Genomic DNA, 14830 nt, shown 5'->3' with positions numbered 1-14830 from the left:
AGTGGTCCAGCGGCACTTCTGCTGGGGTCCACGGGCGAACCGACGACTCCGCGGCCAGGCTTCGCCGAGCGCCGTTCCTGCGACTTGCCGGCCACGACCCGGCCACGCGCCGGATATGCTGTGGCCTCGGTTCGGGGGAGCGAGAGGGCAGCCGTGATCAGTGGCGACGACGCCGTCCATGAGCTGTCGTTGCCCCCGGGTCTGGGTGCAGTCATCGATCTGGCGCCGGTGCACGACGGCGACCGGCCGGTATGGCTGGCGCTGAGCGAGGACGGCACCATCAGTCGATGGGATGTGGCAGCAGGCGGCTGCAAGCCTGTCGGGATCACCACCGTTGCGCCGGAAACCGATCGCGAGCCATGGAATGGCCATGTGCTGCGCAGGCGTCTCCATGCCTCCCAGGACGGCATGTTTGCCGCGGTGGTCAATGACTACGGCCGCTTTGGGGAGGTCGTTGACCTGCAGACCGGCCGGGTCACGCTGGGCTTGGACAACCAAGGTGGCCACGAAGAGACTGTGCCGTTCTCGCTGGCGTTCACCCGAAGCCGTGGGCGTTGCGTCGTGATCCACCGCACAGCCTGGAACCGACTGGATGTGTCGGATCCGCGAACCGGGGTCCTGCTGACCGAGCGGGCTCCCGTCGCCGCCGTGGCAGAGGGGGCCTTGCCGGAGCACCACCTCGACTACTTCCACGGCGCACTGTACGTCAGCCCTGACGGACAGCGGATCCTGGATGACGGCTGGATATGGCACCCGGTCGGGTTCCCCTCGGTGTGGGATGTGGATCCGTGGACCGGGGGCAACTCATGGGAGTCCGAGGACGGGCCGAGCCGGATTGAGGTGTGCGGCCGGGAGTACTACTGGAACCACGCCATGACCTGGATCGACTCAGTCCGCGTCGCCATCGAAGGTCTCGGTGACGACGACGACGGCATGCAGCCGGGGGCACGGATCTTCGACACCGGCCGAACCGAACAGGGAGACCTCTGGCGGACGCCGACGGCCGTAGAACTCCTCGCGTTCGAGGGTCCGACCGGACGCTTCTTCAGCGATGGCACCCGTCTGTTCAGTTGCGACGATGGGGGCCTGTCGATATGGGATCCCGTCGACGGAACCCGTCTGGGCGTCGTTTCCGGATTCTCCGCCACACACCATCACCCAGGTGCAGGGCAGTTCTTGCAGCTCGTCGACGGCGCGGTACGCCTGTGGGCCGGCTGACACCGCCGGTCGGCACGGCGGCGAAGGTTTCACCCGCAGTGTTGACGCCAACCAGGTACGAGACTGTCGCGGCCAGCTCCGCTGGACGTCAGCGACAGTTGCCTCCGGCGGGCTGCCGTGACTCCTCGTGCAGGCGGCAGGAGCGCGAAGGCCCACCTGTCGGAATCGCTGCACGCGCCAGAGCATCTCAGCGGCTTCTTGCCGGACCTCGACGAGTCGTTGGACGACCGCTTCGTGCTGCTGCCGTGTCCCTCCTACCCGGGAGAGCCCACAGAGTGGGGGCGCTGGTTCGCCGGACTGGATGTGATCCTTCGGGAGGAGGGCGGGGAGTGCCTCTCGGTTCGCGCGCGCAGCGAGGAGGCACTGAATCAGATCCGCGACACGCTGCGTTTCACATCGCCGCAGCCTGCCTCGACCGCATGTCCGTCGTCCGCGCCTCACGGCAGGTCGCCGCTGTCCATAGCGTGCTCGGGCACCCCGTGTCCCGCGCTCTGCCCCGTTGACACCGAAACGAGCAAGGGAAAGCCGTTGACCCGGGGCGCGGCCCGCCGCAGTGGCTACAGTCACCAGTCATGCAGTGCATTGCCATCGTCGGGTGCGGCGGCTCCGGAAAGTCAGTCCTTGCCCGCGCACTTGCTGAGCGGACGCGCCTTCCGGTCACACACCTGGACTGTGTCCACTACGACGCCGACTGGAACCCGCTGCCGAAGGACCAGTTCGCGGCCATCCAGCACGACCTGGTCCAGCAGCCCGGATGGATCATCGATGGCAACTACGCCTCGACGCTGCCGATCCGTCTCGCCGTCGCCGACACCGTGATCTTCCTCGACCTGTCGGCTGCGACGTGCCTGTGGGGAGTGCTCAAGCGCCGTATGCGCTACCGCGGCGGCCAGCACCAGGACGCGGGCGTGTTCGACCGGATCAACTGGTCGTTTGTGAAGTACATCCTCGGCTACCGTCGCGGCATGCGGCCGCGGGTCATGGACCTCATCGAGGAGTACGCGCCCAAGGCGAACGTGGTGATCCTCCGCAGCAGGCGCCAGACGCGCCGCTACCTGGCAACAGAGGCCGCCACCGACTGACCTCCGGAAGGCCCGATGGTCGGCCCTGAGGTCTTCGCCAAGCCCTACGCCACCCCGGACGCCGCGCCCCCCACCGCCGTCGCCACCGGGCGTGCACCAATGAGCCCCACCGCAACGGCACGCCCGTCCTCCCGGCCTTCATCGACGGACGCCCGCGGCGCATCTTCGAACTGCTGGCCGACGGCCGTGTTCGCGGCTCGACGTTCACTGCGGCCGAGGCGGCGCGAGAGTTGACCCGCGCGCACCGGATACCGGCCGCGTTCTACAAGGACGCCAACCCGAGGAACCTCCTCATCACGCGGGCCGGCGCCCGGAGCCCGCTGGATCCCTGAAGGGGAGGAGGAGGCTGCTTCCTCCACAGGCGAGCGCGGTACGGTGTGCCTCGTGGCATTCGGATCATGTTCAGCTTGTGGCACGCCGCTTCGCGACGGCGGTTTCCTGCTCACGAAGCGTAATGGCGACGATAGGCGCGTGTGCCGCATGATCCTCAGGTGCAACGGCTCCCACTGGTGGTGGAGGTGGGCCGATCGCGACAGCGACCCTCTGGAGCCGGTCCCCGACTACCTGAGGAAAAGCCTCAGACCTTGAGGTGCCCGGGCAAGTCAGCTGTCCTGATCGTCCTCCGGTCCGAGCGAGCGGAGGACGCCTTTGTAGTCGCAGGTAACCACCAGGTCATCGATCACTCGAACCATGGCGGGGATGCCGGCTTCGCGGACAATGAGCCCGTCCCAGCACCAGAAGTAGCTGCCGTCCAGGCACTCGCCGGTGTCCTTCCAGCGGCCCATGAGGCGTTGGACCTCATCGAGGGTGAACACCGTCCCGGACCACCGATTGCCGTCGGCGAAGGTCACCCACATGTCGACGTTGCACACCGCGTCCAGGTCCTCACCCGCCCCGGGCACGAAACAGATCTCGTACCGGTCCCGCTTCACTCGATAGAACGAGCCATCCCACACGGTGCCCCCAGGAAGCCGCCGCCCTATTGGCAGCAGGCCAGATCGATTCGGTGCGCAAGCTACAGCCGCGAGCGGCCTCGGGGCGAGTCAGACCGTGGAAGCGGAACGATCCAGGGCGATCAAGTCCCGAGGCCGTCTGCAGGCGGTGGGAGAGAGACGCCGTTCTATGACCGGGGTGGTGCTGCGCGCTCAGCACCACTGTCAGCAGGAGCCCCTAACCTGTCGCCTCGGGGACAAGCGGACAGGGGTGCAAGGTGAGCGTGGATTTCTACTGGCGCCGGGTGGCGGTCTCCGTTCTGGACGAGGCATCGCCGAAGCAGTTGGACGCCCTGGTCCTGCGGTGGTTTGACCCACAGTTTGGCCCGCTGCAAGAAGCAGGTGTGGTCTTGGGTGTGTCGACCAACCACTGCCTGATGCACGGCGTACTCACCTGGGGAGACGCCGGCGACGTCGAGGTGGCCGAGCTTCCCGTCTTCGGTGGTGAGCTGCGGACGGAAGGCGAGGAGCACCCGGAGTACGGGTTCATAGGCGTGGAGGTGGTGGTGCTGACCCCCGACCAGGTGCGTCAGGCCGCCGGCTTCCTGCGGGCAGTGCCCGTCAGGCAGCGTGTCAGGGACCTGGATGCTGTGATGCCTGGGGTGGTCGCGGATTGGCTCTTCTCTACTCCGTGGAGCGAGAAGTGGGCCGATGAACTCGTCACTGACCTGCTTGAGCTGGTCGACTTCTTCACCGCAGCGGCAGACACGGGCGACGCGATACTCAAGGTGCAGTCAGCCTGAACGGACTCCCGCACGGGAGACGAGGCGTCCTCGGGTGCGGCGGTCGGTCAGTCCTCTGGGAACCGGTGCTGAGATCAGGGGGTGCGTCGCAGCGAGGTGGCGGGTATGTGGCGGTTCAGCGGGATGACGGGGCCAGGCCGGCGGGCATGTTCGGCGGGCTGTCCACCGTCGGGCCCGAGTGGGCGCGTTGAGCGCCGTGCTGTCCTCAGTTGACCTCTCGCACTCTCGCTGCGGTCCGCTCGGCGAGCTCGCGGACGGCGTTCGCGACGTTCTCCGAGAGTTCGCCGAGTATGGCGTCGGCGGCCGTGAGGAGGGCACGGGTCTCCTCGGAGCAGCCCGCGTCGGCCAGGGCGAGGGTGAGCTGGTAGTGCTCCTCGGCGATGAAGCGGCCGAGGTTGACCTGCTGCCAGTGGCGCAGTGAGTCGTCGCCCGGGGTAGCCAGGGCGTCCCGCACGGCGGCCAGGCTGTCTGCCGCCCGCGGCAGCTGGCCTGCCTCCCGCTCGATGCGGGCCAGGGTGCGCCGGGCCGAGGCCCGGTCCCATGCCGTCTCCTGAAGGGCGGCGTACAGGCGCTGGGCGCGCAGCGCCTGGGGAAGGTCGCCGAGTTCCTCGAAGTCCCGGGCGAGCCCGTTCAGTCGAGCCGTGGCCAGGGTGTGGGGCGCCTCGGGGCGGCGGAGTGTGCTCTGGTCCATGAAGATGGTGTCGAGTTCGCGGATCAGCGTCACCCGCGCGAGGTCCGTCATCCCCTGGTCCCGCGCCAGGTCGGCCCAGGTGAAGACCGGCTCGTCAGATGGGTCCGCCCCGAACATCGACTCGTCGAGCGCCCGTGCCCACTGCCGCAACTCATCCGCGCTCGCACCGGGTTCCGGCAGACCGCCCAGGCCCAACGTAGTGTCGAAGTCCGTCTCCCGGACCTCAAGCAGTAGCGGCAGATCTCCAGTGCCCCCGCGCAGCCCCACCAGCACGGCCGCGAGCCGTAGTTCGTCTGTCATCGAAGACTGTGCCTCGTGCCGCAGCAGATGCCGCAGCAGCTCCAGATCGCCCTCGGCGCGGTCGAACTGCGCGGCCCGCAGGGTGATCCGGCGCCGCATCGGGTTTTCGGCGATTTCACGCCATGAAGTGGGGTCGCCCTCCCTCAACCGGGCGAGATCGACGCGGCCCGCTGCGAGCACCGGCTCCCACAGCGGGGGACCGGCCGGGCCTATCCGGTCGTACGCGCACCCTTCGTCCGCGTTGAGCAGTACGAAGTCCGGCTCGGTGCGCAGCAGCGCGGCATGCAGCCTGCCCACCAGCTCGACCGGGGAGCGCTCCGGAAAGCCCAGCGCGGCACGGAGCTCGGCTCGCTCCTCGTCGATTCCGTAGTGCTCACGGATCTCGTCCTCGGTCTCCGCGACGCGCGCCAGGATCTTCTGCTCGCCGTCGTCCGCCGACAGACGTGTGTAGCCGCGCCAGCCGGGCAGGCCGATCACGAGTTCCAGGGCCTCGTCGACACTGGAGCCGATGATCCCGGCTGCGCCCTCCGAGTCGGCGTAGAGCACCGAACCGTCCGCGCACACGAAGTACGTACCGCCGGTATCGTCCCCGGCCACCGTTTCCAGCGGCTCGCCCGAGGCGAGGCGGACCTCCTCGACATGGCCGTGGACCGCGCGGTCCAGGTCGAAGTCGAAGGGGAAGGCTGCCAGTTCGGCCAAGCGGCGGTCCTGCCGCAGCAGCCGTAGCGCGTGATCCGTCATGTCACAGAACGTAACACCGTGCACCGACAACGGACTCGCAGCCTCTGTGACAGGCCGTGCGGATCGCGATGCGGTCAACGGACGCCACTGGGGCGACCGCCAGGTCGTATGCACGTCTCCCTGCGCGACAAGTGTCACGCCCGGCCGGCGAATCGACCTGTCCACAGGCCGCCCCTTGCCCGACCCGGTCGGGGTTCTGGCTGCCCTGTGCGTCGGCCGCAGCGGCCTGTGCTGCTGTGCTGCCGTGCTGCCGTGCTGCGCCGGCCTTGTCGTAGTCGGCCGGTCCCTGCTTGTGGCCCTACCCACATTTGCAAGCGGAACCAGTTCCGCTTATGTTTCAAGCGGAACCGATTCCGGATCCCAGGCTACCCGGCTCCGGGCGTTCGGGAGCGGCTGCACTGCGGCGGCCTGCTCCTTATGGCCTGATCATGACATGCAGAGGATGAGACATGACTGGACGACTGCAGAACACGGTGGCGCTGGTGACCGGCGCCGGCAGCGGCATCGGCGAGGCGACCGCGCGCAGCCTGGCCGCGGAGGGAGCGGCCGTTGCCGTCCTCGGGCGGCGGCGGGACCGACTGGAGCAGCTCGCGGACAAGCTCCGGGCCGACGGCGGGACCGCTCTCGTCGTCCAGGCCGACATCACCGACCGGCAGCAGGCCGCAGCGGCAGTGGCGCGTGTGATCACCGGTCTCGGCCGCCTGGACACCGTTGTCAACAACGCCGGCTTCATGGGCGTCGGACAGGCAGTGGACTCCCCTCTCGAGGAGTGGGAGCACATGCTCGAGATCAACGTCCAGGGCCTGCTCTACATCACCCACGCCGCCCTGCCGCACCTCCTCCGCGCCGCGGAGGACTCCCCGCGGCGCGTGGCCGACCTGGTCAACATCAGCTCCACCGCAGGCCGGGTCGCCCGGCCCGGTACAGCCGTCTACAACCTGACGAAGTTCGGCGTCAACGGCTTCACCGAGGCCCTGCGGCAGGAGGTCATGCAGAAGCGTGTACGGGTGAGCGTCGTCGAGCCCGGCACTGTGGACACCGAGCTCAGCTCACACCTCCGCGACGGCGTGCGGCAGACGATCGAGCGGCAGATCGAGGGCAAGGAACTGCTGCGCCCCGAGGACATCGCAGAAGCGGTCTCCTACATCGTCACCCGGGACCGGCGCGTCGCGGTCAATGAGATCCTCGTCCGCGCCAGCGAGCAGACCTGGTAGCAGCCTGCAGACCGACTCCGTGAAGAAGGCCCCTTCAGGGCCCCACCACTCCGCAGATCCCCGTGCCGGTGCCGTGGATCCGGCGCCGGTACGGGGATCTGCGTCACCCCGACCGGCCTGCGGCCGCGAAGCCGCCGTGGTGCCAGTGCGAACAAGGCCGACGACGTCAGAGAGCGACGGAAGCGTGTCCGGTTGCGCCGGTCGCGGCAGGGCCGCATGCGGGGCATGCGCGGCACCACCGCCGGAACCTGCCGCGCTCGCGGCCACCGCAAGCCGCCTCCTCGGGGCCGCGCAAGCCGCCGGAGAAGCCTGCAGGGCCACCAGAGACATGCTCGCCCAGTGGAGGGCCACTGAGGACGCGGCCGCCTATGTGCTGCTGACTGTGATCCGAACTCGACCGTGACGGTCCACCCGCCGGGAGACCGGCCCGCCGGCCCGCCCTCATGAAGTGGCTGTACGGCGTTCAAGAATGCAGGACCGGCTGAAGGCCTGTCGCCGCAGTGGTCGGGTGTGCCTCTGTGGCGTCCCGGTGTGCATCCGGACCTCGGCGCAAGTGTGCTGCCCAGCGGCGGGGTCAGGGCCGGGGCCGGGCGGTGGTCAGTGCGTCAGGATGCCGTGCAGCAGCAGGTCGATGAGTCTTGCGGCAAGATCGGCGCGACGCTCGGTGCCGCTGATGAGGCTGATGCCGCCGAGTGCCATGAGGACGTCCTCCGCCCTCACCTGCGCCCGAGTGGTCCCGTGGCTGGTGCCGGTGCTGAGAAGGTGGCCGATCGCCTCGGCGAGGTCGGCGCGGGTCTGGAGCCGCTCGCTGTCGTCGGTCAGTACGACGCGGAGTGCGTCGGCCATGCCGTGCTTGGTGGCCATGAAGTCGATGAAGCGCCCCATCCATTCCCGCAGTGCGTCCGTCGGGGGCATGGATGCCGCGAGTTCGGGGGCTGCTTCGCACAGGACCTGTACCTCATTGCGGTACGTCGCCTCGATCAGCAGTTCCTTGGAGGGGAAGCGCCGGTAGAGGGTTCCGACGCCGACGCCTGCCTCGCGGGCGATGTCCTTGACCGAGGCGTTGGCTCCGTCGCGGGTGAAGGCGGCCGCTGCGGCCTTGAGCAGTCGGTCTTCGTTGCGTTGTGCGTCGGCTCGCAGTGGCCTGTGCGGCCGCGGTGCGCTACTGCCCTTGTCGTTGCCGGTCACATCCGTGCTTCCTTCCCCGCCGCACTTGCAAGTGGAACTGGTTCCGCTTATGGTGGCAGAACCATAACCGGAACCGATTCCGGATATGAGGGTAGCGCGCCTGCGGGGTTTCCGCGAACGGCTCCACCTCAACCCCGGCGCCCCTGGGCTGCGGACCCGGGTCACCCCCGCCGGCTGAAGCCGCGCGACGCACGAAGGTGACGAGTCGACAACATGACCGGCCGGCTGCAGAACACGGTGCCGCAGGTGACCGGCGCCGGCAGCGGCATCGGTGCGGCCACCGCGTACAGCCACGCCGCCCGGGGAGTGACCGTCACTGCCCTCGGGGGCGTGCTCCAGGGCCGCCATGGGGTGCGCGCTCGCGTCATTCCCCCCGCGGCCGGCTCACGTATGGGACCAACCCGGGTCTGCGGGCAAGGCCTGCCGGACGGTCGGTCAATAAAGGTGTGGCGTGCTTGTTGCGGGTGTCGGGATACTGCGGCGGTGACCAGTGCTGCACTGCCTGAACTGCTTCGACCTCGTGCCCTGAGGCCCGGAGATCTCGTCGTCATCGCATCGCTGTCCGGGCCGCTCCATGCCGTTTACGAGCCCGACCTCGAGCAGGCGGTGGTCGTGCTCGAACGGATGGGATTCCGTGTGCGTCGGGCGCCGCTACTCGAAGCAGGGCGGCACCGTTGGTGGAGCGCGGCTGCGCCGGCGGAGATCGCCAAGGAGTTCAACGCTCTTCTGCGTGATCCTGAGGTACGGGCGATCATCGCGCATGACGGCGGCCAGACGGTGTTCGGTTACCTCGATCTGATCGATGTCGAGGCGATCACTGCCGATCCCAAGCCGATCCTCGGCTACAGCGACATCTCGCTGCTGCATCTGGTGCTCTACGCGCGCACGGGTCTGGTCGGGTTCCATGCCGACTTGGCCACGCCTGGACTCGGCGGGGCGTGGCAGACCGCGCCCGCAGCGCGCCGAGCGGAACTTGAGAAGCTCTACTCGACGCTGCTGACCGGTACGGAGGCGATCGGTGCCCTGCCTGCCACCCCGTCGTGGGAGTGCTGGCGCGCCGGTCGCGCCGAAGGCCGGCTGATCGGCGGGGTGATCAACCGCATCGTGCTGGCGCAGGCGACGCCTTTCGCGCTGCCGCTCGACTGGTTCGACGGCGCGGTGCTCTTCTGGGAGGAGACGGGCGGCCAGGCGTCGTATGTGTGGAGCTATCTCCAGGTGCTGCGGCACTGCGGCATCCTCGATCGGATCTCCGGCATGGTCGTGGGCGTCCCGCATGCGATCGACGGGCTCGGGGCACCCGACTCGTCCCCGACCCTCCCCGAGATGGTCCTCGATGTCCTCGGCGACCGTGACATTCCGGTCCTGGGCAACGTCGAATTCGGGCATGCCGGCCCGAATCTGCCGATGCCGGTCGGCATCCGCGTCGGCCTCGATGCGGAGCAGCGGACATTGTCGCTGCTCGAACCGGCGGTCAGGCCGCACGCGACACCGGGACCGGTCGGCTGAGCAGCGCGGATCAGTGAGCCGACGGCCTCGGCACGCGGTTGCCGGGCCTCGGCGCTGTTCCTGCGGACCGTGCATCGGCCCGCTGCTGATCGGGAAACAGTTGCTCGACCAGCAGCCCTCCCGGCACTCACCAAGGCCTGCTCGGCGGATCCTCCGGGACTCTCACAGAGCCGGATGGGCCACCGATCAGCCGGGCTCGACCATCCGGAAGCGCTCGGCGACGACGAGAGTGTCATCGTCCATGACCGGGGTGTGACCCAGGAACTCGCTCACGCCACTGCTTTGGAAGAACTCTTCGTGGGCTGCCCGCCACTCCGCAACGTCGGAGTAGCCGCGCCCCTCGGCCTGTGCGAAGTCGTCGTCGATCTCGCTCATGGGAACGACCCGTACGTCCACGAGCTCGATCGTGACGGCCGGACGGCCCTCGGAATCAAGCACCGAGAATCGCTGTCCGGTCTGCGGTACCTCCTCTCCGGCGTGTTCGAAGATCTCCAACAGGCCTGTGAGCGCGGTCTTCTGGCCGTTCAGGATTGCCGCCACACCACGGTCGCGTTCCGGACCGGGAAAGGCGAGTTCAAGAGTCGGAAGGTCGGCATGTCCCATCGGACGAGGGTACGAAGCCCGGTAGCGCCGATCAAGGCCACCGCCCCGGTCGCTCCCGGCACCGCACACCCACAGCAGGTCGGAAGGGGTGCGTGAGTTTCGGTAGCCCACAGGCGGCAGAAAGGCCTCCGTTCATCCTCAGCGTGCGCACCGGGTTCATCCCGCATCCATTCATCCCGCATCCATGACATCAACGGGAGGCAGGTGGGCCCCATGCGCAGTTTCAGCCCTGCCGGCGGAGGTCCACCATGCAGAAGACCTTGTCGTAGCGGAGCTCACCGACGGCGACGAAGTCGGGAAGGCGGCCGTATTCGGTGAAGCCCAGCGACCGGTAGAGGCGCAGGGCATGGTCGTTGTCGCCACGGGCGTCCAGGGTGAGGACCTCGATACCGGCCCGCCGGGCGTCAGCGATCAAGGCAGCGGTCAGCGCTCGGCCGATGCCACGCCCATGGGCGGCAGCATCCACCGCCAGCTTCTCCAGGTCGGCATGCGGCCGGTGGGTCGGTCGGGCGTAGCGCAGCCAGTACCCCAGCCCGACCAGCCGACGGTCGAGGTAGGCGGCGCGCAGGGCCGCGTCCCCGGCCTGCACCGCGCTGACGATGTGGCCGAAGAGTTCCGCCACCTCGCGGCGTGAGGGTGGTTCGACCCAGCCGAGCGCGGCACCTCCGCGGACCAGATCCGCCAGGATCTGGTGGGCCGACTCCGTGAACCGGGTTCCAAGGTCTGGATCGGACATCAGCTGCATTGCGTCCAGGATGACCGGCTCGGCGGTCCCGCTGCTGGTCAGGGCCGAATCCATGACCGCCACCCTATCCCGGGCAGCCGCGGCCGCCCGCTGGGGCGGCCGAGGACCGCAAGGGTTGCCGCCCACCGAGGCGGGCGGCACAGGGGGCGGCCGCGGCGGGGTGCACAGGATGTGGGGCCTCGGCACTCGCGTCGTCGGGGCCGCCCTTGGAGGCTTGGCGGAAGCTGGACGGAGCGCGGGGCCCGCGCATCGCGGACCCCGCGCTTCCATTGCCTCCTCAGTCCAGGATCAGGTCGAACTCCTCCCACGGCCCGATCGCCGTCCGGTTCGCGATCAGGGCCGAGGCGCCGGCGTTGTCCGCGGTCACGATGTCGCTGTTTGGGACCGGAGGCTGATGCTGCCGTCCGGGTTGTGGATCAGGTCGAAGGACTCCCATGGCCCGATCGCGGTGTGGTTGGCGATCAGCGGGTTGGCGCCCGCATTGTCGGCGCACACATACTCGCCGTTGGCGTGGGACCTCAGGCTGATGCTGCCGTCGGCGTTGGTGATCTCGTCGAACGATTCCGAGGGGCCGATCGCCGTGCGGTTGGCGATCAGGGGTGAGGACCCGGTGCTGTCCGAGGTGACGTAGTCGCCGTTGGCGTGCGCTCGCAGGCTTACCACCGGCGCGGTGGACCCCGAGCCGGTGGTGGCCACTGCGAAGACGTGCACCGCCGGGGTGCCGCCGGCCAGCGCCCCGCCCGGCGGCAGGGTGACCGAGGCGAGGGTCTTGCCCGAGGTGAGCGTGACGGTCACGGCGAAGATGTTGCCGGTGCCGTTGTAGGTCGTGTTCCCCTGCCGGTTCTGATAGGCGGAACTGACGGCCAGGCTGCCGCCGCTCGGCGGCGTGGTCGAGAACCAGTCCGGCGCGGTGATCGAGTAGCTCTGGGTGCTTCCGTCGGTATAGGTCAGGGTCCCGGAGCCGGACGCCGGACCGTAGCTGGCGGAGACCAGGAGTCCGAGGGTGCCGCTGCCGGACTGCTTGATGGTCTGGCCTGCGGCCACCGTGTTGTCTGCCGCTCCGGCTGCGACGTTCGGGAAGGTGAACGTCACACCCGAGGCGGTGACCGAGGCCCCGGGACCGGCGTGGGCGTTGGTCAGCGCGGTCTCGGAGAAGCTCGCACCGCCCCCGTCGAAGTTGCCCGGCGCGGTGTTTGTGTCGGCGGTGATGCCGACGTTGTTGAACGACGCCGCGAGGTTGGCGTAGGAGGGCGCAGCGCCGTCCAGGCCGATCTGCACATTGCCCAGGTGCTTGGCGGCGGTGGCCTTGGTGCCGGTCACCTGCGCGAACGGCAGCGAGGTCGTCGGGGACGAGACCCGCTCCACGAGGTACGTCGATCCCGCGGTCACCGGGACGCTCAGTGTCGCGGCGGTCGTCGCGCCGACCACCACCGCGCCGGTGGAGCCGTTGACGACCTCGGCCTGCTGGCCGGACCACGGGTTGCGCACCGCCAGCGTGCCGCTGGTCCCGGCGTGGATCGCGGCGGTGGCCAGGGTGCCGCCCTCCATCTGGACGTCGACCCGCGAGCCGCCCTGCACATACACCGTCCCGGCCGCGTCCCAGCCGGACGGCCACGCCGGGGCGAAGCGCAGGGTGCCGTCGTACTGCGTGGCCAGAGCCTCGTCGACGGCGGTGGCCACGGTGGAGGACTGCTCGATGTAGGGCTCGTCGCCGGGGGTGCTGCCCGACAGGTTCGCCATGCCGCTGATGTAGGCCTGGTAGCCCTTGGTGACGGCGGCCAGGTCAGCGGCGACCTCGCTGCCCAGGCCGAGCCGCGCCGCCTGGACCGCGTCGAAGTTCCAGTCCGGGTTGGTCTTGTTGGGGCGGTTGGTGTAGGTCCGCTGGGCGAGCGCGGTCAGGTTGTCGCCGCCCACGACGGTGTTGTCGCCGATCAGGTTGAACGGCCAGACCGGCTCCAGGCCGAGGTTCTCGCCGTTGTGCAGCGTCGCACCGGGCTGGTAGGAGTTGGCGATCACGTCGGAGCCCTGCGCATCGACGTTGGCTGCCGCGGTCGCGGACGTCGGCTGGGCGTTGAGCAGTTGCGTCCTCGACGACGCGTCGGTGCGGGCGTACGGCTCGATCTGGCCGAGCGCCGTCCGCAGCTGCGAGGCCAGCGAGGAGTCCGTGTTCAGGACGGTTGCGGCGTTGACCGTCGCGGAGAACAGGGCCTGGTCGGCGGCCAGGTCGGTCGTCGGGTCGGGGACCGCCCACTGTGTCTCGTGGGCGTTCGCCGTGGCGTGCAGGAACCCGTCCGAGCCGACGCTCTGGAAGGCGAGCAGGAACGTGGCGGTCTGCTTCAGCACCGGGTAGTACTTCTGCAGGAAGCTGAGGTCACCGGTGTCCTGGTACTGCTCCCAGATGTACAGCCCGATCTCCGCGCCGCTGGTGATGGTCGCGGCGTTGTAGCTGGGGCTGGAGGCCAGCGCGCAGGAGGCGTTCTGGGTGTTGCTGCCGCCGTTGTAGTAGCCGTTGCCGTTGAAGCGCATCGTCTCCGGGACGCAGGCCCCCGCCTTGCCGCCCATCTGGGCGCTCGTCCAGGACTGGATCGCCGGCAGGTCGTTGAGGTACATGTCGAAGATCGGCACGTTCAGGGCGAAGTTCCCCGACGACATGTTGGCGGCGATCTGACCGCGCAGATTCCACAGCCAGTACCCGGCCGGGTACCAGTCCTGCTGGTCCTGGTCGTAGGCGAACATGTCGGCGACCCCGGCCTGGCTGCCGGGATAGGTACCGGCGTGCATCGAGGCGGCCTCGGCGTACAGATAGACCGTGCGCAGGTTCTCCATGTACTGCGCCACGCCGTCGGCGGAGCTCATCTCGATCACGCCGCTCTTCGCCCAGAAGGTGTTCCACCAGGACGACTGCGAAGCCAGCAGAGTGGCGGCCGCGGTGGTGGTGTCACTGCCGATCAGCGAGGTGGCGGTCGTGGTCGGGTTGCCGCCGGTCCACGACGGCGCGGCGACGACGATCCGGAAGGAGCCGTCGGCGTTCGGGTTGAACGCCACCTGCACCTGCGTGGAGTTGACCACCGACGCCGACACGTTCTGCCCGCCGGCGGTGATCGCGGCCATCGCGCCGAAGGTCTGGCCGGAGTTCCCGGTCTGGGAGTTGTCCACCCAGGTCTGCGCCAGACTGCCGACCGCACCGGACGTCGCGGTCGCCGGCGACCGGCCGCTCCACAGGTTCAGGGAGGCGGTCATACGGGTGCCGGGATTGGCGCCGGTGACATGCACGACCAGCTCGTCCTTGCCGGCCGGCACCCAGGCTTGCAGGGCCATGCCGCCGCCTGACTCGTTCAGGACGCCGTTGTAGAGATCAAGCGAGCCGGTGAAGTCGGAGGCCGACGTCATCGCGGACAGGCCCGGTATCTGCACCTGCCCCGGCGACAGCCGGTTCGGCATGGTGTCGCTGCGGTTCAGCTGTGCGGTGAAGCCGTTCGCGCCCCACGCCGCCACGCCGAGTGAGCCGTTCCCCAGGGGCAGGGACTGCGCGCTCGCGGTGTTCGGCCTGCCGAGGAAGACATCGGATCTGGAGACGACGCCGGCGGTGTCGAGATGGAACGAAGAACTCTGCCACGCGGTCGTCACGGTCGCCGCGGCGGCCGGCTGCGAGCCGGGGCCGACGGTCAGCGCCAGTGGCGTGAGGAGGGACACGGCTGCGGCGACGGCCCGCAGGCATCGCCGGTAGGGATGGTCGGACACGGGCACTCCTGAAGGGGCCTTGCGACGGGGCCGGCTCCGCGCCGTCCGCGTCCCGACGAATACATC

General features: G+C 69.1%; 11 protein-coding genes. 5 read left to right on the top strand and 6 right to left on the bottom strand.

Annotated features, from left to right (window positions below; all coding sequences use genetic code 11):
* Positions 1 to 153 precede the first annotated feature (153 nt).
* Both AB0761_RS01850 and AB0761_RS01845 read left to right on the top strand, forming a co-directional pair.
* Entirely contained in the window at positions 154 to 1218 is a 1065-nt protein-coding gene (locus tag AB0761_RS01850) for a hypothetical protein (protein ID WP_377267055.1), read from the top strand.
* A 572-nt stretch (positions 1219 to 1790) separates the two neighbouring features.
* Positions 1791 to 2300: a topology modulation protein gene (locus AB0761_RS01845; RefSeq protein ID WP_377267054.1), complete on the top strand. Its 510-nt coding sequence runs from the start codon at positions 1791 to 1793 to the stop codon at positions 2298 to 2300.
* A gap of 602 nt (positions 2301 to 2902) precedes the next feature.
* On the opposite strand, the gene AB0761_RS01840 is transcribed toward AB0761_RS01845, so the two are convergent.
* A complete protein-coding gene (locus tag AB0761_RS01840; protein WP_377267053.1) occupies positions 2903 to 3232 on the bottom strand; it encodes a hypothetical protein in 330 nt (109 codons plus the stop codon).
* A gap of 284 nt (positions 3233 to 3516) precedes the next feature.
* On the opposite strand from AB0761_RS01840, the gene AB0761_RS01835 reads away from it, so the two are divergent.
* The gene (locus AB0761_RS01835) at positions 3517 to 4035 is read left to right on the top strand and encodes a DUF1877 family protein (protein ID WP_377267052.1); all 519 of its coding nucleotides are present in this window, start codon (positions 3517 to 3519) and stop codon (positions 4033 to 4035) included.
* 205 nt (positions 4036 to 4240) lie between these two features.
* On the opposite strand, the gene AB0761_RS01830 is transcribed toward AB0761_RS01835, so the two are convergent.
* A complete protein-coding gene (locus AB0761_RS01830) occupies positions 4241 to 5767 on the bottom strand; it encodes a hypothetical protein (RefSeq protein WP_377267051.1) in 1527 nt (508 codons plus the stop codon).
* A 449-nt stretch (positions 5768 to 6216) separates the two neighbouring features.
* On the opposite strand from AB0761_RS01830, the gene AB0761_RS01825 reads away from it, so the two are divergent.
* Positions 6217 to 6981: an SDR family NAD(P)-dependent oxidoreductase gene (locus tag AB0761_RS01825; RefSeq protein ID WP_377267050.1), complete on the top strand. Its 765-nt coding sequence runs from the start codon at positions 6217 to 6219 to the stop codon at positions 6979 to 6981.
* Positions 6982 to 7578: 597 nt separating this feature from the next.
* Here the strand turns inward: AB0761_RS01825 and AB0761_RS01820 are convergent.
* Entirely contained in the window at positions 7579 to 8169 is a 591-nt protein-coding gene (locus AB0761_RS01820; RefSeq protein WP_377267049.1) for a TetR/AcrR family transcriptional regulator, read from the bottom strand.
* A 483-nt stretch (positions 8170 to 8652) separates the two neighbouring features.
* Here AB0761_RS01820 and AB0761_RS01815 point away from each other — a divergent pair, with 483 nt between their 5' ends.
* Positions 8653 to 9675 carry an LD-carboxypeptidase gene (locus AB0761_RS01815; RefSeq protein WP_377267048.1) on the top strand — a complete coding sequence of 341 codons (1023 nt, stop codon included), beginning with the start codon at positions 8653 to 8655 and terminating at the stop codon, positions 9673 to 9675.
* Positions 9676 to 9861: 186 nt separating this feature from the next.
* Here the strand turns inward: AB0761_RS01815 and AB0761_RS01810 are convergent, their stop codons facing one another.
* The 3 genes from AB0761_RS01810 to AB0761_RS01800 all read right to left on the bottom strand — a co-directional run bounded on the left by AB0761_RS01810 (position 9862) and on the right by AB0761_RS01800 (position 14764).
* On the bottom strand, positions 9862 to 10278 hold the full coding sequence (locus AB0761_RS01810) for an ASCH domain-containing protein (protein ID WP_377267047.1): 417 nt from the start codon (positions 10276 to 10278) through the stop codon (positions 9862 to 9864).
* Between the two features lie 223 nt (positions 10279 to 10501).
* Positions 10502 to 11077 carry a GNAT family N-acetyltransferase gene (locus AB0761_RS01805; protein WP_377267046.1) on the bottom strand — a complete coding sequence of 192 codons (576 nt, stop codon included), beginning with the start codon at positions 11075 to 11077 and terminating at the stop codon, positions 10502 to 10504.
* 309 nt (positions 11078 to 11386) lie between these two features.
* On the bottom strand, positions 11387 to 14764 hold the full coding sequence (locus AB0761_RS01800) for a hypothetical protein (RefSeq protein ID WP_377267045.1): 3378 nt from the start codon (positions 14762 to 14764) through the stop codon (positions 11387 to 11389).
* Positions 14765 to 14830: the final 66 nt, after the last annotated feature.

Origin of the sequence: Peterkaempfera podocarpi (genome assembly GCF_042466665.1) — a bacterium.
Lineage (GTDB): Bacteria > Actinomycetota > Actinomycetes > Streptomycetales > Streptomycetaceae > Peterkaempfera > Peterkaempfera podocarpi.
The sequence above is the reverse complement of the archived record's forward strand: the minus strand, read 5'-3'. Positions and strand labels throughout refer to the sequence as shown.

Bases quoted from the DNA above. Each gene is read 5' to 3' on its own strand.
- AB0761_RS01845 (WP_377267054.1), top strand. From the start codon at position 1,791: ATGCAGTGCATTGCCATCGTCGGGTGCGGCGGCTCCGGAAAGTCAGTC.
- AB0761_RS01830 (WP_377267051.1), bottom strand. From the start codon at position 5,767: ATGACGGATCACGCGCTACGGCTGCTGCGGCAGGACCGCCGCTTGGCC.
- AB0761_RS01825 (WP_377267050.1), top strand. From the start codon at position 6,217: ATGACTGGACGACTGCAGAACACGGTGGCGCTGGTGACCGGCGCCGGC.
- AB0761_RS01810 (WP_377267047.1), bottom strand. From the start codon at position 10,278: ATGGGACATGCCGACCTTCCGACTCTTGAACTCGCCTTTCCCGGTCCG.
- AB0761_RS01805 (WP_377267046.1), bottom strand. From the start codon at position 11,077: ATGGATTCGGCCCTGACCAGCAGCGGGACCGCCGAGCCGGTCATCCTG.